This is a genomic window from Thauera aromatica (genome assembly GCF_023093595.1).
In the GTDB taxonomy this organism is placed as follows: domain Bacteria; phylum Pseudomonadota; class Gammaproteobacteria; order Burkholderiales; family Rhodocyclaceae; genus Thauera; species Thauera aromatica_A.
Window position 1 is genome coordinate 1 of record NZ_JALLIK010000102.1, and the last position, 23,499, is coordinate 23,499.

A 23,499-nucleotide genomic window follows, 5' to 3' on the forward strand; every position below is an offset into this window, starting at 1 on the left:
AGCGCCACCACCGTCGAACACTTCGAGGCTCTCCTGCCCTGGAATCTCAAGGCTGAGCAGTTGATCACAGCGTAGCGAGCCCAGGAAGGATGGGGTTCGTGGAGCGCTTACGGTCAATAATCCGCGTGAGCTCACCGAAGCCGATGTGCGTGTGCTCTACGCTTCGGTCCTGTAAGGCCTGGGTCCGGTAACGGCGCACCCGGCTCCCGGCCGGGAGGGCGCCCCCCCGTCGGGCCGCCGATCACTTCCTGAACACCCTGAAACGAGATCGAGGGACGCATGATGCAACTGAAGGATTCCGCGCTGCTGCGCGAGCTGGCTTATATCGACGGCGTCTGGGCGGGGGCCGATCACGGCGCCCGGTTCGAGATCACCAACCCGGCTGACGGCAGCGTGCTGGCGCGGGTGCCCGACATGGGGGCGGCCGAGACCCGGCGTGCGATCGACGCTGCGGCCGCGGCGCTGCCGGCCTGGCGGGCGCGGACCGCGAAGGAGCGCGCCGCGGTGCTGCGCACGTGGTTCGAGCTGATCCTGGCGAACCAGGACGACCTCGCCGTGCTGATGACTTCCGAGCAGGGCAAGCCGCTCGCCGAGGCGCGCGGTGAAGTGGCCTACGGTGCCGCCTTCATCGAGTGGTTCGCCGAGGAAGGCAAGCGCATCTACGGCGACGTGATTCCGAGCCACGGCGCGGACAAGCGCATCGTCGTGCTGAAGGAGCCGATCGGTGTGGTGGCGGCGATCACCCCGTGGAACTTCCCGATCGCGATGATCACGCGCAAGGCCGGCCCGGCGCTCGCCGCCGGGTGCACGATGGTGATCAAGCCCGCCGAGGACACCCCGCTGTGCGCGCTCGCGCTCGCCGCGCTGGCCGAGCGCGCCGGCCTGCCGAAAGGCGTGCTCAACATCGTCACCACGCGCCGCGCCGCCGAAGTCGGCGGCGAGCTCACCGCCAACCCGACCGTGCGCAAGCTCTCCTTCACCGGCTCCACCGAGGTCGGTAAGCTGCTGATGCGCCAGTGCGCCGGCAGCGTGAAGAAGGTGTCGCTGGAGCTCGGCGGCAATGCCCCCTTCATCGTCTTCGACGATGCCGATCTGGACGCCGCGGTGGCGGGGGCGATGGCCTCCAAGTACCGCAACGCCGGCCAGACCTGCGTGTGCGCCAACCGCCTGCTGGTGCAGGACGGCATCTACGACGCCTTCGCCGCGAAGCTGGCCGAGGCGGTGGCCCGTCTGCGGGTCGGCCCCGGCCTCTCCGGTGAAGTCGAGCAAGGCCCGCTGATCAACGACGACGCGGTGGCGAAGGTCGAGACCCTGGTCGCCGACGCGGTGGGCAAGGGCGCCCGGGTGCTCTGCGGTGGCCAGCGCCATGCGCTCGGCGGGACGTTCTACGAGCCCACCATCCTCACCGGCGTCACCGCGCAGATGCGCGTCGCGCGCGAGGAGATCTTCGGCCCGGTGGCGCCGCTGTTCCGCTTCCACACCGAAGCGGAGGCGATCGCCCTCGCCAACGCCACCGAGTTCGGGCTGGCGGCCTATTTCTACGCCAGGGACATCGCCCGTGTGTGGCGTGTCGCCGAAGGGCTGGAATACGGCATCGTCGGTATCAACGAAGGGATCATCTCGACCGAGGTCGCCCCCTTCGGCGGGGTCAAGGAGTCCGGCATCGGCCGCGAAGGCTCGAAGTACGGCATCGAGGACTACGTCGAGATGAAGTACCTGTGCCTGGGCGGGATCCGGTGAGGCGGCGGCGATGACGGCATTCACCTTGACGCCCTCGCGCGCAAGGCCCTCGCCCTGCTCGCGGGCAAGCTGCCGCGCGTGCTCGAAGACGGTGACGACCTCGAGGCCCGCGCAGCGGTGCTCGAAGGCGCGATGCTCGCCGGGATGGCGTTCGTCAACGCCTCCGTCGCCGCCATCCACGGGCTGGCCTACCCGCTCGGCGCACGCTTCCACGTGCCCCACGGCCACGCCAACGCCCTGGTGATGGGGCCGGTGCTGCGTTTCAACCTGCGGGCGGCGACCCCCCTCTACGCCGAACTGGCCCCCTGCGTGCTGCCCGGGCGGGCGTTCGCGTCCGGCGCCGAAGCGGCCGCGGCCTTCGTCGCGGCGATGGAGGCGATGGCAGGGTGGGGCGGGCTCGCCACGCGCATGAGCCACTTCGGCGTCACCGCAGCGGACATCCCGTCGATGGCCGACGAAGTCGTCACCCAGATCCAGCGCCTGATCGCCACCAACCATGTGCGACATGGGGTTCGAGGATGTCTGCGCGATCTATCGCGCGGTCCTGTAGTCCTTGCGGTGCTCACCGCGGGTTCGAATCCCGCCCGTGGTGAGCGCTGCGAATCGGATCGTTGCGCCGAGTCACTGCGACGGAATCCTCCGGGGCGAGGGGGCTGGATGGTTCCCCGCGCTACTTTCCCCACAAGGTCGATAAGGGCGCAGCCCAGATCCGCTCGCCCAGCGGCATCGTCTCGCTGCCGTCGTACAGCAGCACGCCCATCCTGAACCGGTCGCCGGCAATGCCGGCCAGTTTCTTCAGGCCGCGCAGATCACCCTCCTTGACGGTGGCCGCGGCTTTCACCTCGACGCAAACGAGGTTTCCGGCGGCATTCTCGATCACGATATCGACCTCGACCTTGTCGGCATCGCGGTAGTACAGCAGGCGATAGTCGCCGTCTGCCGTGGTCGTGTGCTTGAGCAATTCCCCAAAGACGAAGGTCTCCAGCACCTTGCCGAACCGTGTGCGATCCTGCCGCACTTCCTCGGCCGTCAAATCAAGCAGCGTAGCCAGCAAGCCGGAATCGACAAACTGCAGCTTGGGCGTCTTGACCACGCGATTGAGCCGGTTGCGAGCCCAGACGTCGATGCGCTCGAGGAGGTACATCTGCTCGAAGACGCCGACATAGCGCGAGGCGGTCTTGCCATCCAGACCCACCTGGCCGCCGAGCTGGGTGTAGTTGCACATCTGGCCGGCCGTCTGCGCCAGGGCGCGCAGGAAGCGTGGCAGGTGATCCAGCTTTTCGATGCCTGCCACGTCGCCGACATCGCGCTGGATGATGGCGTCGATGTACTGGCGTGCCCACGTCATCCGGCGCCTGGCCGACGCCCGCGCAATCGCCTCGGGATAGCCGCCGCGCAGCACACGCTCGATCAGATCGTCACCCAGGGCCGGTCGACCCGGGTCGAGAATCCGCCCGGCGAATGCCTTGTCGACCCAGTTCGCAGAGCGCGATTCGATCTCGCTCTGCGACAAAGGCAGCAGGGACAAGGTCTCCATCCGGCCAGCCAGGGAGTCGGCCACGGTCGGCAGCGTCATCAGGTTGGCCGAACCGGTCAGCAGGAAACGCCCGGGGCGTCGATCCTCGTCCACGCTTTTCTTGATCGCCAGAAGCAGCTGGGGCGCACGCTGGATTTCGTCGATTACCGCCCGGTCGAGGCCGCGAATCATGCCGACCGGGTCTTCCCGTGCCGACAACAGGGTCAGCGCATCGTCCAGGGTCAGGTAGCGCAGTCCCTCCTGCTCCGCGATCTGGCGCACCAGCGTGGTCTTGCCCGCCTGACGAGGCCCGGCCAGCAGGACCACGGGCGTGTCCTGCAAGGCTTCAGCGATGCGGGGCTCGATTCTTCGCGGGTACAGGGAGGTCGACTTCATCAGGTGATGGTAGCGTAGATTGCGGACCAGCAAAGCGTAAATATCGGAAACATTTGTCGTTAATTACGGAATAATAGATCGTAAATAACGGAGCTTATCCACGCCGCCTTCGCGCTTCGGTCGAGCACGCCCCCGCGCAGGCCCCCGGCGCAAGCCCCTTGTGCAGACCTTGGGTCAGTCGCTCCAGCCGGTTTGCAGCTGCGGTTCAGTTTGCTCGTCCCGCTAGCACCGCGACCTGCTCGCCGATCGCCAGCGCCGCGGTGAGCCCCGGCGATTCGATGCCGTAGAGGTGGATCAGGCCGGGCACGCCGTGGGCGGCGGGGCCGTCGATACGGAAGTCGGCGTCGGGCTCACCCGGGCCGACGATCTTCGGCCGCACGCCGGCGTAGCCCGGCTGCAGGCGGCCGTCTTCCAGTTGCGGCCACCAGCTGCGGATCGCGGCGTAGAAAGCGGCGGCGCGCGCCGGGTCGACGGCGTAGTCGGGGGTGTCGATCCACTCGACGTCGGGGCCGAACTTGGCCTGGCCGCCCAGGTCCAGCGTCAGGTGCACGCCCAGCCCGCCCGGCTCCGGGATCGGGTAGATCAGGTGCGAGAACGGCGCCTTGCCGGTGTAGCTGAAATACACCCCGCGGGCGAAGTGTGCCTGTGGCGCGCGGGCTGCGGCCGGGCCGCGGATGGCGTGGCCGAGGGCGACTGCGTCGAGCCCGGCGGCATTGACGACGCAGCGCGCGCGCAGCGTGCTCGGTGCCTCGCCGCCAACTTCGAGGACGATGCCGTCACCGTCGGCCGCGCCGCCGAGCACCGGGCTGCCCAGGGCGAGCATCGCGCCGCGCGCCTCGGCCGCGCCGAGCAGGGACAGCATCAGGCCGTGGCTGTCGACGATGCCGGTGGAGGGCGACAGCAGCGCGGCATGGACGTCGAGCGCGGGTTCGAGCGCGGCGACGTCGGCGCGATCGAGCAGGCGCAGGTCGGTCACGCCGTTGGCGCGGGCGCGGGCGGCGATCTGCTGCAGCCTGTCCTCCTGTTCGGCGCGCGCGGCGACGACGAGTTTGCCGCAGCGCGCGTGCGCCACGCCGCGCTCGGCGCACCAGGCGTACAGCAGCGCGCGGCCCTCGACGCACAGGCGGGCTTTCAGCGAGCCGGGCGGGTAGTAGAGGCCGGCGTGGATGACTTCGCTGTTGCGTGCGCTGATGCCGCTGCCGAAGCCCGCCTCGCGCTCGAGGATGACGACTTCGCGCCCGGCCTCGGCCAGGCTGCGCGCGCAGGCCAGCCCGACGACGCCGGCGCCGATGACCACGCAATCGACTGTTTCCATTGCACCTCCCGAATGCTTGCAGCCCACCTGCGTGGGCCTGGTGCCGCCTCTCGCGGCGGCGGGAAGCGGTTTGTAGCAGATCGGCCGGGGCGCTGGGAAGGGGGCGTCTTCCGTCATGACGATCGATTGTGCACTGCAGTGTGCGGGATCGCCGACAGCGCGCGCTGGTCCGTTCCGAAGATCCGCGCAGGGGGCGCGGCGACAGTGCCCGGCCAGGCGCCGGAAAGCCCGCGGAATCAGGGAAAACGCCAATCCGGCAAGGCGTGCGTTGGTGGCACGGGAGTTGCTAAAGTGTTCTCGCTCACTGATGGGCAGATAACCCGAACCAATTCGAGGAGGCTTCCCGATGAAATCCCTGATCCGCAAATGTGCGCTCGGCACCCTGTTCGTCGCGGTCACGTCCGTGGCCTCGGCGGCGACCTTCGTCAATGTGCTGACCGGCGGCACCAGCGGTGTCTACTATCCGCTCGGCGTCACTTTGTCGCAGGTGTACGGCGAGGCCATTCCCGACAGCAAGGTCCAGGTGCAGGCGACCAAGGCCTCGGCCGAGAACCTCAACCTGCTGCAGGCCGGCCGCGGCGAGATCGGCTTTTCGCTCGCCGACTCGGTGTCGGATGCGTGGAAGGGCAATGCCGAGGCGGGCTTCACCAAGCCGCTCGACAAGCTGCGTGCGGTCGCCTCCGTGTACCCCAACTACATCCAGATCGTCGCCCTCGCCGACGCCAACATCCAGTCGCTTGCCGACCTCAAGGGCAAGCGCATTTCGGTGGGTGCGCCGCGCTCGGGCACCGAGATCAACGCCCGCGCGATCCTGAAGGCAGCAGGCCTGACCTACGCCGACTTTGCCAAGGTCGAATACCTGCCCTTCGGCGAATCGGTCGAGCTGATGAAGAACCGCCAGATCGACGTCACCCTGCAGTCGGCCGGTCTCGGCGTGGCGGCGCTGCGCGACCTCTCCGCCGCGGTGAAGGTAAACTTCGTGCCGATCCCGGCCGAGGTCGTGGCCAAGGTCGGCGACGCCGCCTATCAGTCGGCGAAGGTGCCGGCCAACACCTACGAGGGCCAGACGGCGGACGTCGCCACCGTGGCCATCAACAATCTGCTCATCACCCACGAGAAGGTGCCGGCCGAAGTCGTGTACCAGATGACCAAGGGCATCTTCGACAACCTCGAGCGCCTCGGCAACTCGCACTCCGCCGCGCGCCAGATCAAGCTCGAAAAGGCCATCGAGGGCCTGCCGGTGCCGCTCCATCCGGGCGCCGAGAAGTACTACCGCGAGCAAGGCCTGATCAAGTAAGCCAGTAAGCCGCGCTCCCGAGGCCGGACCCGGCCCCCGCCCGCTGCCGTCACCGCGGCGGGGGCGGGCCGGACTCCCCCCGCTTTCCCGCCGATTTCCAGACCGGGGCCGTCATGACTGCTACCGCCGTTTCGCCCGCTGCCGAGGCGACCAAGAAGATGCTGCGCGTGGTCTTCTTCAGCGCCATCCTGTTCTCCACTTTCCAGCTCGTCACCTCGGCCTTCAGCCCGTTGTCGAGCACCGTCGTGCGTGCGCTGCACGTCGGCTTCCTGCTGCTGCTGACTTTCCTGCTTCATCCCTGGCAGGGCGGGCAGGGGCGGACGAGCCTCGCGACCAAGGCGCTGGGCTTCGGCGCGCTGATCCTGTCGGGCTACCACTGGGTGTTCGAGGCCGAGCTGGTGCAGCGTGCCGGTGAGCTGACCGATGCCGACATGGTGGTCGGCGTCGTCACCCTGGTGCTGGTGTTCGAGGCCGCGCGCCGCATCATGGGCCTGGCGCTGCCGCTGATCTGCCTCGGCTTTCTCGGCTACGCGCTGTTCGGCGAATACCTGCCGGGGGCGCTGGCGCACCGCGGCTACGGCCTCGATCAGGTCGTCGGCCAGCTCGCCTTCGGCACCGAGGGCATCTACGGCACGCCGACCTACGTGTCCTCCTCCTACATCTTCCTCTTCATCCTGTTCGGCGCCTTCCTCGAGCAGGCGGGGATGATCGACCTGTTCACCGATTTTGCGCTCGGCACCGTCGGCCACACCAAGGGCGGGCCGGCCAAGGTGTCGGTGGTGTCGTCCGGGCTGATGGGTACGATCAACGGCTCGGGCGTGGCCAACGTCGTCACCACCGGCCAGTTCACGATTCCGCTGATGAAGAAGTTCGGCTACAAGCCGGCCTTCGCCGGCGCGGTGGAGGCGACGAGCTCGATGGGCGGGCAGATCATGCCGCCGGTGATGGGCGCGGTGGCCTTCATCATGGCCGAGACGATCAACGTGCCCTACGTCGAGATCGCCAAGGCGGCGGCGATTCCGGCGCTGCTGTACTTCTTCACCGTGTTCTGGATGGTGCATCTGGAAGCCGGCCGCGCCGGGCTGAAGGGCCTGCCGAAGGCCGAGTGCCCCGACCCGTGGGCGGCGATCCGCCAGCGCTGGTACCTGCTGCTGCCGCTGATCAGCCTCGTGTACCTGCTCTTCGCCGGGTTCACGCCGATGTTCTCGGGCATGGTCGGCCTCGCCCTGACGGTGGTGCTGATCTTCGGCGCCTCCTTCTCCGGCCACCTCAACGGCACTTCGCTGCGCCTGCTGTTCTGGATCGCGCTTGGGCTGGCGTGCTCGGCCTTCGCCAAGGTCGGAATCGTCGCCGTGATCGCCGTCATCGCCGTGCTCGCGGTGCTGCTGGCACCGCGCCAGGACGGGCGGGCGACGCTGCGCGTGGCCGTCACCGCGCTCGTCGACGGCGCGCTGCACGCGCTGCCGGTGGGCGTGGCCTGCGCCCTGGTGGGGGTGATCATCGGTTCGCTGACCCTGACCGGTGGTGCCACCGCGTTCGCCGGTTACATCATCCAGATCGGCGGCGAGAGCCTGTTCCTGTCGCTGGTGCTGACGATGCTGACCTGCCTGGTGCTGGGGATGGGCATCCCGACCATCCCCAACTACATCATTACCAGCTCGATCGCCGCGCCTGCGTTGCTTGAGCTCGGCGTCCCGCTGGTGGTGTCGCACATGTTCGTTTTCTACTTCGGCATCATGGCCGACCTGACTCCGCCGGTGGCGCTGGCGGCCTTCGCCGCGGCGCCGATCGCCAAGGAGTCGGGGCTCAAGATCGGCCTGCGCGCGGTGCAGATCGCGATCGCCGGCTTCGTCGTGCCCTACATGGCGGTGTATGCGCCGGAGCTGATGCTGCAGGGCGACAAAGGGCTCGGCGCCACCTTCTACGTGGTGTTCAAGGCGCTGCTTGCGGTCAGCCTGTGGGGCATCGCGGTGGTCGGCCACCTGCGCTCGGCGCTGAACCTGCTCGAACGCGTGCTCGCCTTCGCCGCCGCCTCGCTGCTGGTGGTCGCGCTGCCGGTCACCGACGAGGCCGGCTTCGCCCTCGCCGCGCTCGTGCTCGGCTGGCACATCTGGCGCTCGCGCAGCGCGCAGGCGCTGACGGTGTGATCGGCGTCTGCCTCGCCAACGCCGCCGGCGCCGCGGCGCTGGCGGGCAACGCCTTCACTCTGGCGTGGACGCACTCGATCGAGAAAGTGCGCTGGGAGGAGCGCTGGCGGGTGGAGGCGGCGGCGCTGGTGCTGGAGGCCGTGCGCGTGCGCGGCTTTGGTGCCGGCATGGAGCCGCCTGCCGAGGCGGTGCTGCGCGACGGCGTGTGGGAATGGCGGCCCGGCAGCCGCCACGCCGTGATGCGCCTGACGCGCTCGGGCTACACCGCCGACTACGAGTGGTGTACGGGCGAGGCGGCGGAGGGGGGCGAGCCGGCCTGCGTGCCGCTGTCGGCGATCCTTCCCGCCGACGGTGGCGTGACCGAGCTGCGGCCGTGCACAATAGCCTCTCCGCCGGCGCCTGGGCCGGCTCCCGCCATCCCCTGAACCGATGATCCGCCACCCTGCCTTGCACCGCCTCCCACCGGCGCCCCGCCTGGCCCGCCCGGCGCTGTTGTGCCTGCTCGTGGTGGCGCTGTTGTGGGCGGTGCATGGCTATCGCTTCAAGGCCGGCACCGAGGAACTGGCGCTCCATGCGAGCCAGCGCCTGGCGCTGCTGGCGGCGAGCCTGGACGCGGAGCTGCTGCGCTTCGAGAGCCTGCCCACGGTGCTCGCGCAGCACCCCGGCCTGCAGCAGCTGCTCCAGGCGCCCGATGACCCGGTGCGGGTGGCGGCGGCGAATGCCTTGCTCGAGCAGGTCAATGAGCGTACCGGGGCGGGAATGCTGTACCTGATCGACCCCACTGGGCGCACCCTGGCGGCGAGCAACTGGCGGCGGGCGGATTCCTTCGTCGGTGAGAACTATGCTTTCCGCCCCTATTTCCGCGATGCGCTCGCCGGTGGGAGCGGAAAGTTCTTTGCCGTCGGTGCCACGACCCAGGTTCCGGGCTTCTTCATCGCCCACCCGGTGCGCGCCGCTGGTCGCATCACTGGCGTGCTCGCGGTCAAGGTCGAGCTGACCCAGCTCGAAACCACGTGGGCCGCGGGCGGAGAGTCGGTGCTGGTCGTGGACCGCCACGGCGTGGTGGCGCTGTCGTCGAATCCGGCATGGAAGTTCGGCACCCTGGCGCCGCTGTCGCCGGATTCGCGCGCGGCGTTGGCGGCGACGCGGCAGTATTTCACCGCCGCGCTCGAACCGCTGCCGCTGGTCTGGCGCGAGCCCGGCCGTGCGCTGCTCGGCGGACGGGAATACGTCGTCGGCAGCCGCGCCCTGGGCTGGGTCGACTGGCGCATGCTGATGCTGCTCGACACCGCTCCGGTGCGTGCCGCGGCGTGGTCCGCGGTGCTCGCCGCGGGGCTGGCGCTGTGCGTGCTGGCGGTTGCCGGGCTGTACTGGGCGCTGCATGCGCGGCGCCTGCGCGAGCGCCTGGCGGCACAGGCCGAGCTCGAACGCACGGTGGCCGAGCGCACCGCCGACCTCGCCACGACTAACGCTCAGCTGTTGCGCGAGATCTCCGAGCGCAGCGCCACCGAACAGAAGCTGCGCGGCACCCAGCGTGCGCTGATCGAAGCCAACCGCCTTGCCGCCCTCGGCCAGATGGCCGCCGGTGTGGCGCACGAGTTGAACCAGCCGCTGGCGGCGCTGCGCAGCTTCGCCGGCAACGGCCTCACCTTTCTCGACCGCGGCCGGCTCCAGCCGCTGCGAGACAACCTGAACCAGATCATCGGCCTGATCGAGCGCATGGCCCGGCTCACCGCCCAGCTCAAGGTATTCGCCTCGCGCCAGCAGACCGGCGGCGGTTCGGCGTCGGCGGCGCAGGCGATGCGGGTGGTGGCGGGCTGGTTCCGCGAGCGTCTGGACGCGGCCGGGGTCGAGCTGCGCATCGATGCCGGCGAGGTGCGTCTGCCGCTGCAGCCGCAGGCGCTCGAGCAGGTACTGTCGAACCTGGTCGGCAACGCGCTCGATGCGCTCGCCGGGTGCGGTGGCGGAGTCATCGCGTTGCGCGCGGCGCGGCACGGCACGCAGCTCTGCCTTGAAGTCGCCGACAATGGTCCGGGCATTCCGCAGGAGCTGCGCGAACGCATCACCCAGCCCTTCTTTTCCACCAAGCCGCTCGGCCAGGGCCTGGGCCTGGGACTGTCGATCGTCAGCGATCTGATCGAAGGTTCGGGTGGCCGTCTCGAGATCGAGTCCGGCGCGGGCGGGGGTACGGTGATGCGGGCGTGCTGGCCGCAGGCGGCAGGCACAGATGGCGCTGGCGAGGGCAGGGCAGGGGAGGCAGAATGAACGAGCACGCGATCGAGGGGGCGGTCGGTGTCCTCTATGTCGAGGACGACGAGCTGGTGCGGATGGCGGGGTGCCAGACTTTCGCCCTCGCCGATATCGAAGTCGAGGGCCTGGCACGCGCCGAGCCGGCGCTCGCCCGCCTCGGTGCCGAGCGCCCGGTGGTGCTGGTGACCGATGTCCGGCTGCCGGGGATGGACGGTATGAGCTTGCTGAAACGGGCGCAGGCGCTCGATCCCGACCTGCCGGTGATCCTCGTCACCGGCCACGGCGACGTCGACATGGCGGTCGAGGCGATGCGGCTGGGGGCCTACGACTTCATCGAGAAGCCGTTCGCCCCCGAGCGCCTGGTGGAAGTGGTGCGCCGTGCGATCGAGAAGCGCCGCCTGGTGCTCGAGAACCGCGCGCTCAAGACCCGGCTGGCGCGAGCCTCAGGGTCGGATGGGCTGCTCGGCGACAGCGCGGCGATGCAACGGGTGCGGGATCTGGTTGCGGACCTCGCCGACACCGACGTCGACATCCTGATCGTGGGCGAGACCGGTACCGGCAAGGAGCGCGTCGCGCGCGCCCTGCACGGTGCCGGGCGGCGCAGCCGCGGCCACTTCGTCGCGGTCAATTGCGCCGCCCTGCCCGAGAGCGTGTTCGAGAGCGAGATGTTCGGCGTCGAGCCGGGGGCCTTTACCGGCGCCACCCGTAGCCGCGCGGGCAAGATCGAGCATGCCGACGGCGGCACCCTGTTCCTCGACGAGATCGAGGGCATGGCGCTGCAACTGCAGGCGAAGCTGCTGCGCGTGCTCCAGGAGCGGGTGGTCGAGCGCCTGGGCTCGAACCGGCTGATTCCGGTGGACTGCCGGGTGATTGCGGCGACCAAGCTCGATCTGGCCGCAGAGGCGGCGGCCGGGCGCTTTCGCGCCGATCTCTACTACCGGCTCAACGTCGTGCCGATCGTCCTGCCTGCGCTACGCGAGCGTCGTGAGGACATTCCCGCGCTGTTTGCCGCCTTCTGCCTGCAGGCGGCCGAGCGCTACCGCCGGCCGCAGCCGGTGCTGACGGCCGAGGTGTTCGACTGGCTGATGGCACAGGCGTGGCCGGGCAACGTGCGCGAGTTGCAGCATGCCGCCGAACGCTTCGTGCTCGGCCTGTGGCGACCGGCGGCGGGTCCGGCGGGCGAGGGCAGCGGGTTGGCGCAACGCGTCGCTGCGTTCGAGGCCGCGCTGATCGAAAGCGCCCTGCGCCGCAGTGCCGGTGACGTCGCCTCGGCCGCCGAAGCGCTCGCTGTGCCGCGCAAGACGCTGTACGACAAGATCGCCAAGTTCGGCATCCAGGTTGCGGATTTCCGCGGCTCCCCGTCCACCTTCTGAACATGGGATTGCCTGTGCCTGCCGCGCTCCGCTCCGCTCCGGACAGTGTAGATCGAGTATAGGGCGCGGGGGATGAAACGGTAATACAATGGATCTGGGCCGTATCCGCGGAAAATGTGCAACAGCACGCCGCGACGGCCCGCACAATTCCACAGGAGGGAAGACCATGTCCTATTCGATGCCCGTATTTCTTGCCCACGCGATCGCCATGGAGCGGGAGGCCGCCGAGCGCTATCTGGAACTGGCCGACATGATGGAAGCACACAACAACCTCGAGGTCGCGGCGCTGTTCCGCGACATGGTGCGCTACTCGACGATGCACGGCGATTCGATCGCGGAGCGTGCCGGCAAGCTCGAGCTGCCCAAGCTCCAGTCCTGGCAGTACCGCTGGGTGGCGCCGACCGAAGTCGGCGACGAAGAGGGTTTCGACTACACGATGAATGCCTACCAGGCGCTCGAGTACGCGCGCGAGAACGAGGCGCGGGCGATGAACTTCTACCGCACCGTCGCCGAAAAGAGCGCCGACGCCGAGATCAAGCGCCTGGCGATGGAGTTCGCCGCCGAAGAAGCCGATCACACGTCGGCGCTGGACAAGATGCTCGCGCAGACCTTGCGTCCGTGAGCGCCGCCCGGGCCGCGGCGTCGCGGCGGCCCGGGCCGTACCCGCGCGCTGGTGCCGGCGCCACGCAGGCCTTAACATCGGCGCCTGACCAGACGCGGAGAATTTCATGGCCTCATCCCCCGACAGCATCAGCATGGCGCTGTTCTGCGACTTCGAAAACGTCGCCCTCGGCGTGCGCGACGCCAACTACGAGAAGTTCGACATCAAGCGCGTGCTCGAGCGCCTGCTGCTGAAGGGCAGCATCGTGGTCAAGAAGGCCTATTGCGACTGGGAGCGCTACAAGAGCTTCAAGGCCGCGATGCACGAGGCCAACTTCGAGCTGATCGAGATCCCGCACGTGCGCCAGTCGGGCAAGAATTCCGCCGACATTCGCCTCGTCGTCGATGCGCTCGACCTGTGCTACACCAAGTCCCACGTCGATACTTTCGTCATCATCAGCGGTGACTCCGATTTTTCGCCGCTGGTGTCCAAGCTGCGCGAGAACGCCAAGCAGGTGATCGGTGTCGGGGTCAAGCAATCGACCTCCGACCTGCTGATCGCCAACTGCGACGAATTCATCTTTTACGACGATCTGGTGCGCGACAGCCAGCGCGCCGCGGCCAAGCGCGAGGCGCGCGACAACGTTCCGGCGGCCCGGCGCTCGCCGGAAGAGGAGGCGCGGCGCAAGGAAGAACTGGAAGGGCGCCGCCGCCAGGCCATCGACATCGCGGTGGAAACCTTCGAAGCCCTGCTCGCCGAGCGTGGCGAAAGCGGCAAGATCTGGGCCTCGATGCTGAAGGAAGCGATCAAGCGCCGCAAACCGGATTTCAACGAGAGCTATTTCGGCTTCCGTGCCTTCGGCAACCTGCTCGAGGAAGCGCAGACGCGCGGCCTGCTCGAACTCGGGCGCGACGAGAAATCCGGCACCTATGTTGCCCGGCCGAGCCATGGTGGGAGCGCCGCGAGCGAGCATGCGCTTGCGTTCGCCGCGCTCGAGCCGGTGCTCGCCGGCCAGGCGGCGGGGGCCGCCGAGCCCGCGGCTGCAGCCGAACCCGCGGCGCGCGCGGCGAAGACGCAGGGCCGTTCTTCGCGGCGGCGTGGCGGCGGCAAGGCGGCGGGGGAAAGCGAACGTACCGCCGAGACCGAGGCCGCACCGGTGCCGCCGGTTCATGGCGGGGAAGAACGGCGGGAAACCGCCGAAGCGGCCGCGCTGGCAGCGGCCCCCGAGGCGGAAGCGGGGGGCGAGGGCGCGGCGCCGGACCAGGACCGACCCCGTGCCGACAAGGGCAAGCCGAAGCGTGCCCGGGCGCGGCCCGAGCCGACTCCGCCGCCGCTCGAGGAAGGCCAGCAAACGGATTCGCGGCGCGGCAGTGCCAAGGGGAAGACGACGAAGGCCGCCGCCGCACCGAAAGCGGCCCGCGCACGCGCCGAATCCGCTCCGGGTGCGGGCGCAGCGGAGCGCGCCGGTACGGACCGCGACCGCCCCGCCGCGGAAGGCGCACCGCGCGACTCCGCACCGCCGGCACCGGCAGCCGAACCGTCGGCGCCGGCCAAGGTGCCGTCCCGCGCCCGCCGCCCGCGCAAGTCGAAGGAAGAAAGCGCCGGATGAACTCCGCCAGTGCCAGCCATCCGGAGCCCGTCCAGCCGGCGGCCTGGCCTGCTGCGCCAGGGGACTGGCCCTATCCGCACTGGATCGCGCACCGCGGCGCCGGTACGCTGGCGCCCGAGAACACCCTGGCTGCGTTTGCGCTCGGCCATGCGCACGGCTACCGGATGTTCGAATGCGATGTGCGCCTGAGCGCGGACGGACAGCCTTTCCTGCTCCATGACGACCGCCTCGAGCGCACCACCGACGGACAGGGCGAGGCCGTCGAGTGGCGCTGGGCGGAGCTGGCCGGGCTCGATGCCGGAAGCTGGCATTCGCCGCGCCATGCCGGGGAGCGGCTGCCGTCGCTGGCCGACGTGGTCGAGTTCTGCCGCCAGCACGACTGCGCGCTGAATGTGGAGTTGAAGCCGGCTCCCGGCGACGAAGCGCGCACCGGGCGGGAGGTCGCCACCCGCCTGGCCCGGTCATGGACCCTGGCTCTGCCGCCGCTGCTCAGCTCCTTCAGCGTGGCCGCGCTCGCGGCTGCGGCCGGCGTCGCACCGCAGCTTCCCCGCTGCTTGCTGCTCGAAGCTCTTTCGGACGAAGGGCTCGGTGCCGCGCGCCGTCTCGGCTGTGTCGCGCTGATTTGCGAGCAGCGTGCCTGGGACGTCTCTACCGTCCGCCAGGCCCGCGCCGCCGGATTCAGGCTTCTTGCCTACACGGTCGATGAGGATGGAGAGGCGGCTCGGCTGCTGGCCCTGGGGGTCGATGGCTTGATCACCGACCGGATCGACCATTTTCCCGCTTCCGTGGGGGCCTGACGGAAGCGTTTCCTACGGGTGGGAGCCGGGCAGAAAGCGGGATTGTCGGTGCGGCGACGGCCGCGATAGACTGCGCGGCCAGGGTCCGGACAAGCCGCACTGCGGCTTTTGTCGCGAGCTGTCACTTCACCATCACCGGGGCTGAAGCCGATGTCGTTTTCCGGGTTTCCGATCCGTCGCGCAGCACTTTCCGTGCTCGTTTCGTGCGCCTTCCTGCAGGCGCCCGCTGCGGCACTGGCGTCCGATGCGGTTTTTTCCGCCTGCCTTGCCGAGTTGCGCGCAAGCGCTGTGGACAAGGGGGTCGGCGCGGCGACCTTCGATGCGCATACGGCCGGCCTCGTCCCCGATATGGAAGTGGTCGGCTTTCTCGATGCCCAGCCCGAGTTCGTCACCCCGATCTGGGACTACATGGCCGGGCTGGTGGACGCGGAACGCATCGCCGACGGCCGTGCCCTGCTGTCGCAGTGGGCGCCGGTGCTGGCCCGGGTCGAGGCCGAATACGCGGTCGATGCGGCCACCGTGGTCGCGGTCTGGGGGGTGGAAAGCAATTACGGGCGCAACTTCGGCGAGCGGCCGTTGCTGGGCTCGCTGTCCACCCTGTCCTGCTTCGGCCGCCGCCAGGATTTTTTCCGCGGCGAGTTCTTCAACGCGCTGAAGATCCTGGAGGAGGGGCATGTCGCGCCCGAGCGCCTGGCCGGGTCGTGGGCGGGCGCCTTCGGCCACACCCAGTTCATGCCGTCGACCTTCCTGCGCCTGGCGGTCGATTTCGACGGTGACGGCCGCCGCGACCTGATCGACAGCGTGCCCGACGCGCTCGCCTCCACCGCCCATTTCCTCGCCCGTGCCGGCTGGCGCAGCGGCCAGCCCTGGGGGTTCGAGGTCCGCCTGCCGCCAGGGCTGGACACCGCCGGCAGCGGGCGGCGCAACAAGCGGCCGATGGCGGAGTGGCGTGCGCGCGGCCTGACCCGGAGCGACGGCTCGGCGCTGCCCGCCAGCGATCTCGCTGCCGGGCTGCTGCTGCCGGCCGGGCGGGAAGGGCCGGCCTTCCTGGTGACGCGCAACTTCGACGCGCTGTACTCCTACAATGCCGCGGAAAGCTATGCCCTGGCGATCGCCCACCTGTCCGACCGGCTGCGCGGTGGCGCGGCTTTCGCCGCGCCGTGGCCGACCGACGACCCCGGCTTGTCGCGCGCCGAGCGTCGTGAGCTGCAACTGCTGCTGATCGCCCGCGGCCACGATATCGGTGCGGCCGACGGCATGATCGGTGCGCGCACGCGCGAAGCGCTCCGGCGCGTCCAGGCCGAGCTCGGTCTGCCTGTCGATGGCCGCGCCGGCCAGCGCGTGCTGAACGCGCTGCGCGCAGCGCCCGCACGCTGACGCCCGGGACGGGCACCGAACCCGATCGCGCGCCGTCAGGCGCCTTCACGCCGCCGGCCGGCTCATCGGCGGGCGCGGCGCCCGCCGCGGCGCGGGTTCAGGGCGGCGCGCGCCGGCGCTGCGCGCGCTCGATCCGCCGGGCTTCGTCCTGGGCCTCGGCGAGCACCTGCTGGACGTAGTCCAGGTGCTCGCTGGCGAGGCGGCGGGCGTCTTCCGCCCGTCCTTCCATGATCGCGGTGTACAGCGCCTGGTGCTGGGCGAGCAAGGTGTCGCGGACCTCGCTGCCGATTGCGCACATGCCGCCGATGTTGGTCACGACGTTGCGCTCGAGCAGCTCGAACAGGCTGCGGATGGTGTGCAGCAGAACGGCGTTGTGGCTGGCTTCGGCGATCGCGAGGTGGAAATGGGCGTCGATGCGGCCTTCTTCCGCGCGGCTGATCCGGCCCTTGCGCTGGTAGCACGCCTGCACGCGCTCGAAGGCGGCGGTGAGCCGCTCCCGGTCCGGTGCGGTGGCGCGCAGCGCCGCATAGTAGGCGCAGGCGCCTTCGAGAGTATGGCGGAATTCGATCAGGTCGCGCTGGGCCTCGGGGGTCCGTTCGAGCAGTTCCACCATCGGGTCGCGGAACGAGGCCCCGAGCTGGTCGCTGACGAAAGTGCCGCCGCCGTGGCGGCTGACCAGCAAGCCGCGCGCGGCCAGTTTCTGGATGGCCTCGCGCAGCGACGGCCGGGAAACGCCGAACTCCTCGGCGAGGGTGCGTTCGGCCGGCAGGCGTTCGCCCGGCTGCAGGCTGCCTTCGACGATCAGGGTCTCGATGCGCGCGACGATGTCGTCGGACAGGCGGCGTTGCTGCAGGGGAGGGGGCTTCATCATGATGACGGATTCCGGTTCGGGAAAACCGCTCTTCGTGGGCGGCGGGATGGGGCGGCGGGATGGGGCGACGGCGTGCTCCTTCCGTGGAAGTCCCGGGCGTTTCGAAGGAGACGCCGATTGGGACGCGGATTGACCCCCCGATTGACACACCGCCAAACCCTTATTAGTCTAACTCGAGTTTTGGTTAAGTGGTAATACCAATGTTGGCGGTTCTGGCGAGATGACCCGGCAAGGGCGGTTCGATTCGCCGGTTCCGTTTTCCGGTCCGCTCGGTCGGCATGGCTGGCGCCCGGATGCCGATGGCCGGGAGCGCGGTGCCGGTCGCAATCCATGCGCCGGCGGTCGGTGGATGGCGTGTTCGATATCAGTGTTATCAGCAGTCGCGGCCGGGCTACGGCTGCTGCAGAATGAACAAAACCTTCGGAGAAGATGCGCATGAGCCACTCCCCCTTCGCCGCACCCAACGCCACCCGCGTGGCGCCGCCGCCGGCGCCGCCGCGCAGCTACCCGGCGAAACCGTCCGATGCGTACCTGTTCGGCACCTGCGTGCTCGACCTGTTCTTTCCGGATGCGGGCATGGACGCGATCCGCTTGCTCGAGCGCGAGGGCATCAAGGTCCATTTTCCGCAGGCCCAGAGCTGCTGCGGCCAGCCCGCCTACACTTCGGGCTACACCGAGGAGGCGCGTGCCGTGGCGCGCGCGCAGCTCGCCCTGTTCGGCGGCGACTGGCCGGTGGTGGTGCCTTCGGGCTCGTGCGCCGGGATGTTCCGCCACCATTACTTCGAGTTGTTCAAGGAGGAGCCGGAAACTCTGCCGCAGGTCGCCGCGCTGGCCGAGCGCACCTACGAGCTGGCCGAGTTCCTGCTGCACGTGTGCCGGGTCCAGTTGCGCGACAGCGGTGCGCCGGTGAAGGTGGCGTTGCATACCTCCTGTTCGGCGCGGCGCGAGATGAACACTCACGAGCACGGCCGCGCACTGCTCGCCCAGTTGGCCGGGGTGGAGCGGGTCGAGCACGACCATGAGAGCGAATGCTGCGGCTTCGGCGGCGCGTTCAGCGTGCGCATGCCCGATATTTCCGGGGCGATGGTGCGCGACAAGACCGCTGCGCTGAACGCTTCGGGCGCTGCCGAAGTGGTGAGCGCCGATTGCGGCTGCCTGCTCAACATCAACGGCGCGTTCGAGAAGCAGGGCGATGCCCTGCGCGGCGAACACCTGGCCAGCTTCCTGCTGCGTCGCACGGCGGGCAAGGCCGGGCAGGGGGCGGGGAAATGAGCGCCGCCGGACAACCGGGGGCCCCGATCGCCTTCAAGCGTAACGCCCGCGAAGCGCTGGGCGATGCCCAGCTGCGGCGCAACTTCCGCGGTGCGATGGACTCGCTGATGGCCAAGCGCCTGGTGCAGTTTCCCGATGGCGACGAGCTCGAACGCCTGCGCGCCTTCGGCAACCGGGTGCGGGCGCGGGCGCTGTCGAAGCTGCCCGAACTGCTCGAACGCCTCGAGGCCAACCTGACGCGCAACGGGGTCAAGGTGCACTGGGCGGAAACGGTCGACGAGGCTAATGCCATCGTCCAGCGCATCGCTGAGACCCATGCGGCGAAGAAGGTGATCAAGGGCAAGTCGATGGTCAGCGAGGAAATGGAGATGAACCATTTTCTCGCCGCACGCGGTGTCGACTGCCTGGAGTCGGACATGGGCGAGTTCATCGTCCAACTGCGCGAGGAGAAGCCCTCGCACATCATCATGCCGGCGATCCACCTCAATGCCGGGCAGGTCGCCAAGCTGTTCCACGACAAGCTCGACGTGGAGTACACCGAAGATGTCGACCGCCTGATCCGGATCGGGCGCGAGACCTTGCGGCGCAAGTTCTTCGAGGCCGACATCGGCGTTTCCGGGGTGAACTTCGCCATCGCCGAAACCGGCTCCCTGCTGCTGGTGGAAAACGAGGGCAACGGCCGGATGTCGACGACGGTGCCGCCGGTGCATATCGCGGTGACCGGGATCGAGAAAGTGGTCGAGAACCTGCGCGACGTGGTGCCGCTGCTGTCGCTGCTGACGCGCTCGGCGACCGGCCAGGCGATCACCACCTATGTGAACGTGATCTCCGGCCCGCGCAAGGCCGAGGAACTCGACGGCCCCCGCGAAGTGCACCTGGTACTGCTCGACAACGGCCGCAGCCAGGCCTTCGCCGACAGCGAGCTGCGCCAGACGCTGAACTGCATCCGCTGCGGCGCCTGCATGAACCACTGCCCGGTCTATACCCGCATCGGCGGCCACGCCTACGGCACGGTGTATCCGGGACCGATCGGCAAGATCGTCACCCCCCACATGCTCGGCCTGGAGGTTACCCGCGATCTGCCCACGGCTTCGTCGATGTGCGGCGCCTGCGGTGAAGTCTGTCCGGTGAAGATCCCGATTCCCGCCTTGCTCCGCCGCCTGCGCGAGGAGGCAGTACGGCCGCCGCAGGCCGAGCCGCACTTCATGCGCGGTCAGGGGGCGAAGTATTCGGCCAAGGAATCCATGGTGTGGAAAGCCTGGCGCAAGATGAACACTTCGCCCGTGCTGTACAAGGCGTTCACCTACGCCGGAACCCGTTTCCGTGGCCTGATGCCGGCCAGGATCGGGCCCTGGACCGAGCACCGCAGCGCGCCCCGGCTCGCTCCGCGCACGCTGCACGAACTCGCCCACGACCATCTCGGTGACGAATGAGGACTGAATGAACGCCAGGGACAGGATTCTTGCCAGGCTGCGCACCAGCCTGAAAGGTACGACAGCGCTTGCCGACGACTATGACGAAGCGCTGGTGACCGAGCCGTGGCGCTACGCGCCAGAACGGCGGATCGCCCGCCTGCGCGAAATGCTCGAGGCCGTGCACGGCGAGACCGTGCTCACCACCGCCGCGCAGTGGCCGGAGCGGGTGCTCGAAGCGCTCGCCGCGCGCGCCATCGAAGAGCTGCTGGTGGCGCCGGAAAGCGCGCACGGGCGGCAGCTCGCCGCCCATCTCGCCGAGGCCGGCGGCGCGCTGCGCCTGAAGGCTTATGACCGTCCGGTCGAGGCCTGGAAGGACGCGCTGTTCTTCCACACCCCGGCCAGCCTCACCGGCACCCTCGGGGCCATCGCCGCCACCGGCAGCCTGGTGCTGTGGCCGACGCCGCAGGAGCCCCGGCTGATGAGTCTGGTGCCGCCCTTGCATATCGCGCTGCTGAAGGCGAGCGAAGTCCATGACAACCTGTACGAAGCGATGCGTGCACAGGGCTGGACGGAGGGGCTGCCGACCAATGCGCTGCTGGTTTCGGGCCCGTCGAAGACGGCCGACATCCAGCAGACCCTGGCCTATGGCGCGCACGGGCCGAAGGAGCTGCTCGTGCTGATCCTCGAGGACGCCTGAGGCGGAGAGGGCGTTTGCGCCCGTTCAGCCGGCGGGGCGCGGCGCCTGGCGCAACCGCAGTGGTCGTGCCCGATGCGGGGGCGGCGACGCGCTCATTCGGCTCCGGCCGGAGGCACGGGTGATGCGCTCCCGGCCGGCTGCAGGTCGAGTTCGGCGCGCACGATGCCGGACTCGCCCGAGGGCACGAAGCGGAATTCGAGGAACTGCAGCAGCTTCAACATCGGCTCGTTTTCCGACATCACGTCGCCGACGAAGCGGCGGATGCCGCGCTGGCGGGCGTAGTTCATCAGCTTGTTCATCAGCAGTGTGGCGAGGCGCTGGCGCTTGATGTCGGAGCGGATGACGAGGGCGAACTCGGCGGTGTCGTTGTCCGGGTCGGCGACCGCGCGCGCCACGCCGAGCGTTTCCGGCTTGCCGTCGGCATCGATCGCGCTGGCGATGAAGGCCATTTCGCGGTCGTAGTCGATCTGGGTGAGACGTGCCATTTCGCGGCGCGGGAACTTCGGGATGTAGTGGAAGAAGCGGTAGGTGAAGTCCTGCCGCGTCAGCCGTGACAGGAAGTCGTAGTGGGTCGGTTCATCCTCGGGGCGGATCGGGCGCAGCAGGATTTCGCGTCCATCGCGCAGCACCGCCTTTTCTTCCAGGGCCTTCGGATAGGGCTGGATGGCGAGGCGGTATTCCTGGCGCGGCTCGGCCGACAGGCGGATGTGGGCGTCGATCGCCTGCACGCCTTTTTCATCGGCGAACAAGGGGTTGATGTCCAGTTCGGCGATTTCCGGCAGGTCGACGACGATCTGCGACACCTTGGTCAGAGTCAGCGCGATCGCGTCGCGGTCGGCCGCCGGCAGGTGCGGGCGCGCATCGAGCAGGGCGGCGGCCTTGGTGCGGTCGATGAGGTCGTGGGCGAGCGGCAGGTTCAGCGGCGGTAGGCCGACGCCGAGGCCGCGGTAGATCTCGAGGGCGCGGCCGCCTTCGCCGAACAGGATCAGCGGACCGAACAAGGCGTCGGTGGTGACGCCGATCAGCAACTGCCGGGCATGGCCGCGCAGCACCATGCGCTGCACGGTGAAGCCGCCGATGGTGGCGTCGGGGTGGGTGCTGCCGACGCGCGCGAGCATGCCGTGGGCGGCGGCCTCGACCGCCTCGGCGGTTTCCAGGTTCAGGGCGATGCCGCCGACGTCCCATTTGCGGCGGATGTCGCGCGACATCACGGTGAGCGCGACCGGCAGGCCGATGCGCTCGGCAATCCGCCCGGCCTCTTCCGGAGTCGCGGCGAGATGGGTCTGCACCACCGGGATGCCGTAGGCTTCGAGGATGGCCTTGGAGTCGGCCTCGCTCAGGCTGGTGCAGCCGGCATCGAGCGCGGCCCGGATCACGCCGCGGGCGCGGGCGACGTCGGGCCTGAACTCGACCGGCTCGGACGGCGGTACCTGGGTCAGCACTTCCGAGGCGATGCGGTGGTTGAACATGTGGAGAAAGGCGCTCGCCGCATGTTCGGGCGTGTCGAAAGTGGCGATCCCGGCATCGACGAACAAGCGGCGCTCCTCGGCGACGCTTTCGTCGCCGACCCAGCAGGTCATGACGTTGCCGCCGATCTCGCGCACGGTCTTGATCACGCTGTGCGCCACGTCCATGCTCTTGCTCAGCGCGTTGGGCGTGTGCATCAGCAGCACGGCGTCGCCGTCCTGCTCTTCCTGCAGCACCTTGAGCACTTCCTCGTAGCGCGAGGGTGCGGAGTCGACCTTGATCTCGATCGGATTCTGCCCGTCCCAGTCCGGCGACAGGATCCGGCGCAGGCGGGTCACGGTCTGTTCCTTCAGGGGCGGCATCATGTAGCCGCTCAGATAGAGGCTGTCCTCGACCATCACCCCGGCGCCGCCGCCGTTGCTCACCGCCACTAGGCGATTGCCGCGCAGGGGGCGGGAGCGGAGCACGGTCTCGACCGCGCCGAACATTTCGTCGAGGTGATCGACGCGCAGGATGCCGGCCCGTCGCAACACGGCGTCATGGACGTCGTCGCTGCTGACGAGGTTGGGGACGTCGAGGAACAGGGGGTCGGAGACGCCGAGCAGGCGGTTGTTGGGCGAGCGTCCGGCCTTGATCGCGACCACCGGCTTGTTGCGCGCGGCGGCGCGGGCCGCGGCCATGAAGCTGCGGCGCTCGTGGATCGATTCGATGTAGAGCAGGATCGCGCGGGTATCGGAGTCGCTGCCGAGAAAATCGAGCACTTCGCCGAAACCGATGTCGAGGCCGTCGCCCAGCGACACGAAATAGGACAGGCCGACTTTCTTGCGCAAGGCCCAGTCGAGCACCATGGTACCGACCGCGTCGCGCTGCGACACGAAGGCGAGCTTGCCGGGCTGGACCTGGATCTGGGAGAAGGTCGCATTCAGCCCCAGCCCGGGCACCAGGATGCCGAGCGTGCTGCCGCCGAGCAGACGGATGCCGTGACGCCGGGTGGCTTCGAGGATCGCCGCCGAGACCGGGCGGCCGTCGGCGCCGATCGTCGTCGCCAGCTGGTTGGCCATGACGATGACCGCGCGCGTGCCGCGCCGGCCGAGCTGCTCGATCAGCTCCGGGATGACCTTGGGCGGGGTGCAGATGATCGCGAGGTCGGGCGTCTGCGGCAGGGCGGCGACGTTGGGGTAGGTGAGGACGCCGGCTACCGATTCGTACTTCGGATTGACCGGCATGATCGGGCCGGCGAAGGTGCCCGCCAGCAGGTTGCGCATCAGCACGTTGCCCATGCGCCGGTGGCGCACGGTGGCACCGATCACGGCGATGGAGCGCGGATTGAACAGGCTTTGGAGGTGTCGGAAACTCATG

18 protein-coding genes are annotated in these 23,499 nt (G+C 69.2%); 14 read left to right on the forward strand and 4 right to left on the reverse strand.

All coding sequences use genetic code 11. From position 1 onward, the window contains the following. Positions 1-282 precede the first annotated feature (282 nt). Positions 283-1,740: an NADP-dependent succinate-semialdehyde dehydrogenase gene (gabD, locus tag MXC99_RS09610; RefSeq protein WP_247725325.1), complete on the forward strand. Its 1,458-nt coding sequence runs from the start codon at positions 283-285 to the stop codon at positions 1,738-1,740. A 78-nt stretch (positions 1,741-1,818) separates the two neighbouring features. Then, positions 1,819-2,505 carry an iron-containing alcohol dehydrogenase gene (locus MXC99_RS09615; RefSeq protein WP_247725241.1) on the forward strand — a complete coding sequence of 229 codons (687 nt, stop codon included), beginning with the start codon at positions 1,819-1,821 and terminating at the stop codon, positions 2,503-2,505. Here the strand turns inward: MXC99_RS09615 and MXC99_RS09620 are convergent. Next, the gene (locus tag MXC99_RS09620; RefSeq protein WP_247725242.1) at positions 2,411-3,583 is read right to left on the reverse strand and encodes an ATP-binding protein; all 1,173 of its coding nucleotides are present in this window, start codon (positions 3,581-3,583) and stop codon (positions 2,411-2,413) included. The two genes, MXC99_RS09615 and MXC99_RS09620, sit on opposite strands and share 95 nt — an antisense overlap. A 274-nt stretch (positions 3,584-3,857) precedes the next feature. Next, entirely contained in the window at positions 3,858-4,967 is a 1,110-nt protein-coding gene (locus tag MXC99_RS09625; RefSeq protein WP_247725243.1) for an NAD(P)/FAD-dependent oxidoreductase, read from the reverse strand. A 346-nt stretch (positions 4,968-5,313) separates the two neighbouring features. Between MXC99_RS09625 and MXC99_RS09630 the strand changes: the two genes are divergently transcribed. The 9 genes from MXC99_RS09630 to MXC99_RS09670 all read left to right on the forward strand — a co-directional run bounded on the left by MXC99_RS09630 (position 5,314) and on the right by MXC99_RS09670 (position 16,418). Then, complete coding sequence (locus tag MXC99_RS09630; protein WP_247725244.1) at positions 5,314-6,264, forward strand: TAXI family TRAP transporter solute-binding subunit; 951 nt, start codon at positions 5,314-5,316, stop codon at positions 6,262-6,264. Positions 6,265-6,377: 113 nt separating this feature from the next. After that, positions 6,378-8,411 (forward strand): TRAP transporter permease, encoded by a 2,034-nt coding sequence (locus MXC99_RS09635; RefSeq protein ID WP_247725245.1) that lies wholly within the window; start codon positions 6,378-6,380, stop codon positions 8,409-8,411. Continuing rightward, positions 8,408-8,836, forward strand: a complete 429-nt coding sequence (locus MXC99_RS09640; protein WP_247725246.1) for a DUF1850 domain-containing protein — start codon at positions 8,408-8,410, stop codon at positions 8,834-8,836. The genes MXC99_RS09635 and MXC99_RS09640 overlap by 4 nt, the downstream gene beginning before the upstream one ends. Positions 8,837-8,840: 4 nt before the next feature. Continuing rightward, positions 8,841-10,676, forward strand: coding sequence for a sensor histidine kinase (locus tag MXC99_RS09645; protein ID WP_247725247.1), 1,836 nt, complete (start codon positions 8,841-8,843; stop codon positions 10,674-10,676). After that, entirely contained in the window at positions 10,673-12,034 is a 1,362-nt protein-coding gene (locus MXC99_RS09650; RefSeq protein WP_247725248.1) for a sigma-54-dependent transcriptional regulator, read from the forward strand. The genes MXC99_RS09645 and MXC99_RS09650 overlap by 4 nt, the downstream gene beginning before the upstream one ends. 166 nt (positions 12,035-12,200) lie before the next feature. Then, a complete protein-coding gene (locus MXC99_RS09655) occupies positions 12,201-12,656 on the forward strand; it encodes a ferritin-like domain-containing protein (RefSeq protein ID WP_107220949.1) in 456 nt (151 codons plus the stop codon). A 106-nt stretch (positions 12,657-12,762) separates the two neighbouring features. Next, positions 12,763-14,244, forward strand: coding sequence for an NYN domain-containing protein (locus tag MXC99_RS09660; protein WP_247725249.1), 1,482 nt, complete (start codon positions 12,763-12,765; stop codon positions 14,242-14,244). Then, positions 14,241-15,041, forward strand: a complete 801-nt coding sequence (gene ugpQ, locus MXC99_RS09665; protein ID WP_247725250.1) for a glycerophosphodiester phosphodiesterase — start codon at positions 14,241-14,243, stop codon at positions 15,039-15,041. The genes MXC99_RS09660 and ugpQ overlap by 4 nt, the downstream gene beginning before the upstream one ends. 150 nt (positions 15,042-15,191) lie before the next feature. After that, positions 15,192-16,418, forward strand: coding sequence for a lytic murein transglycosylase (locus MXC99_RS09670; protein WP_432654242.1), 1,227 nt, complete (start codon positions 15,192-15,194; stop codon positions 16,416-16,418). A gap of 97 nt (positions 16,419-16,515) precedes the next feature. Here the strand turns inward: MXC99_RS09670 and MXC99_RS09675 are convergent, their stop codons facing one another. Further along, positions 16,516-17,289: a GntR family transcriptional regulator gene (locus tag MXC99_RS09675; protein WP_247725252.1), complete on the reverse strand. Its 774-nt coding sequence runs from the start codon at positions 17,287-17,289 to the stop codon at positions 16,516-16,518. Positions 17,290-17,724: 435 nt separating this feature from the next. Here MXC99_RS09675 and MXC99_RS09680 point away from each other — a divergent pair, with 435 nt between their 5' ends. The 3 genes from MXC99_RS09680 to MXC99_RS09690 are packed head-to-tail and all read left to right on the forward strand — an operon-like array spanning position 17,725 to position 20,673. Then, a complete protein-coding gene (locus MXC99_RS09680; protein ID WP_247725253.1) occupies positions 17,725-18,561 on the forward strand; it encodes a (Fe-S)-binding protein in 837 nt (278 codons plus the stop codon). Beyond that, positions 18,558-19,994: a LutB/LldF family L-lactate oxidation iron-sulfur protein gene (locus MXC99_RS09685; protein WP_247725254.1), complete on the forward strand. Its 1,437-nt coding sequence runs from the start codon at positions 18,558-18,560 to the stop codon at positions 19,992-19,994. The genes MXC99_RS09680 and MXC99_RS09685 overlap by 4 nt, the downstream gene beginning before the upstream one ends. 7 nt (positions 19,995-20,001) lie before the next feature. Then, positions 20,002-20,673, forward strand: coding sequence for a LutC/YkgG family protein (locus MXC99_RS09690; RefSeq protein ID WP_247725255.1), 672 nt, complete (start codon positions 20,002-20,004; stop codon positions 20,671-20,673). Between the two features lie 92 nt (positions 20,674-20,765). Here MXC99_RS09690 and MXC99_RS09695 read toward each other — a convergent pair whose 3' ends face one another. Continuing rightward, positions 20,766-23,498, reverse strand: coding sequence for a bifunctional acetate--CoA ligase family protein/GNAT family N-acetyltransferase (locus MXC99_RS09695; RefSeq protein WP_247725256.1), 2,733 nt, complete (start codon positions 23,496-23,498; stop codon positions 20,766-20,768). Position 23,499 lies beyond the last annotated feature (1 nt).

What these genes read in the sequence shown, in the direction of transcription:
- MXC99_RS09630 (WP_247725244.1), top strand. Translation starts at nt 5,314, where the DNA reads ATGAAATCCCTGATCCGCAAATGTGCGCTCGGCACCCTGTTCGTCGCG.
- MXC99_RS09655 (WP_107220949.1), top strand. Translation starts at nt 12,201, where the DNA reads ATGTCCTATTCGATGCCCGTATTTCTTGCCCACGCGATCGCCATGGAG.
- MXC99_RS09695 (WP_247725256.1), bottom strand. Translation starts at nt 23,498, where the DNA reads ATGAGTTTCCGACACCTCCAAAGCCTGTTCAATCCGCGCTCCATCGCC.
- gabD (WP_247725325.1), top strand. Translation starts at nt 283, where the DNA reads ATGCAACTGAAGGATTCCGCGCTGCTGCGCGAGCTGGCTTATATCGAC.
- MXC99_RS09635 (WP_247725245.1), top strand. Translation starts at nt 6,378, where the DNA reads ATGACTGCTACCGCCGTTTCGCCCGCTGCCGAGGCGACCAAGAAGATG.
- MXC99_RS09650 (WP_247725248.1), top strand. Translation starts at nt 10,673, where the DNA reads ATGAACGAGCACGCGATCGAGGGGGCGGTCGGTGTCCTCTATGTCGAG.
- MXC99_RS09680 (WP_247725253.1), top strand. Translation starts at nt 17,725, where the DNA reads ATGAGCCACTCCCCCTTCGCCGCACCCAACGCCACCCGCGTGGCGCCG.
- MXC99_RS09670 (WP_432654242.1), top strand. Translation starts at nt 15,192, where the DNA reads ATGTCGTTTTCCGGGTTTCCGATCCGTCGCGCAGCACTTTCCGTGCTC.
- MXC99_RS09685 (WP_247725254.1), top strand. Translation starts at nt 18,558, where the DNA reads ATGAGCGCCGCCGGACAACCGGGGGCCCCGATCGCCTTCAAGCGTAAC.
- MXC99_RS09660 (WP_247725249.1), top strand. Translation starts at nt 12,763, where the DNA reads ATGGCCTCATCCCCCGACAGCATCAGCATGGCGCTGTTCTGCGACTTC.
- ugpQ (WP_247725250.1), top strand. Translation starts at nt 14,241, where the DNA reads ATGAACTCCGCCAGTGCCAGCCATCCGGAGCCCGTCCAGCCGGCGGCC.
- MXC99_RS09690 (WP_247725255.1), top strand. Translation starts at nt 20,002, where the DNA reads ATGAACGCCAGGGACAGGATTCTTGCCAGGCTGCGCACCAGCCTGAAA.
- MXC99_RS09625 (WP_247725243.1), bottom strand. Translation starts at nt 4,967, where the DNA reads ATGGAAACAGTCGATTGCGTGGTCATCGGCGCCGGCGTCGTCGGGCTG.
- MXC99_RS09675 (WP_247725252.1), bottom strand. Translation starts at nt 17,289, where the DNA reads ATGATGAAGCCCCCTCCCCTGCAGCAACGCCGCCTGTCCGACGACATC.
- MXC99_RS09645 (WP_247725247.1), top strand. Translation starts at nt 8,841, where the DNA reads ATGATCCGCCACCCTGCCTTGCACCGCCTCCCACCGGCGCCCCGCCTG.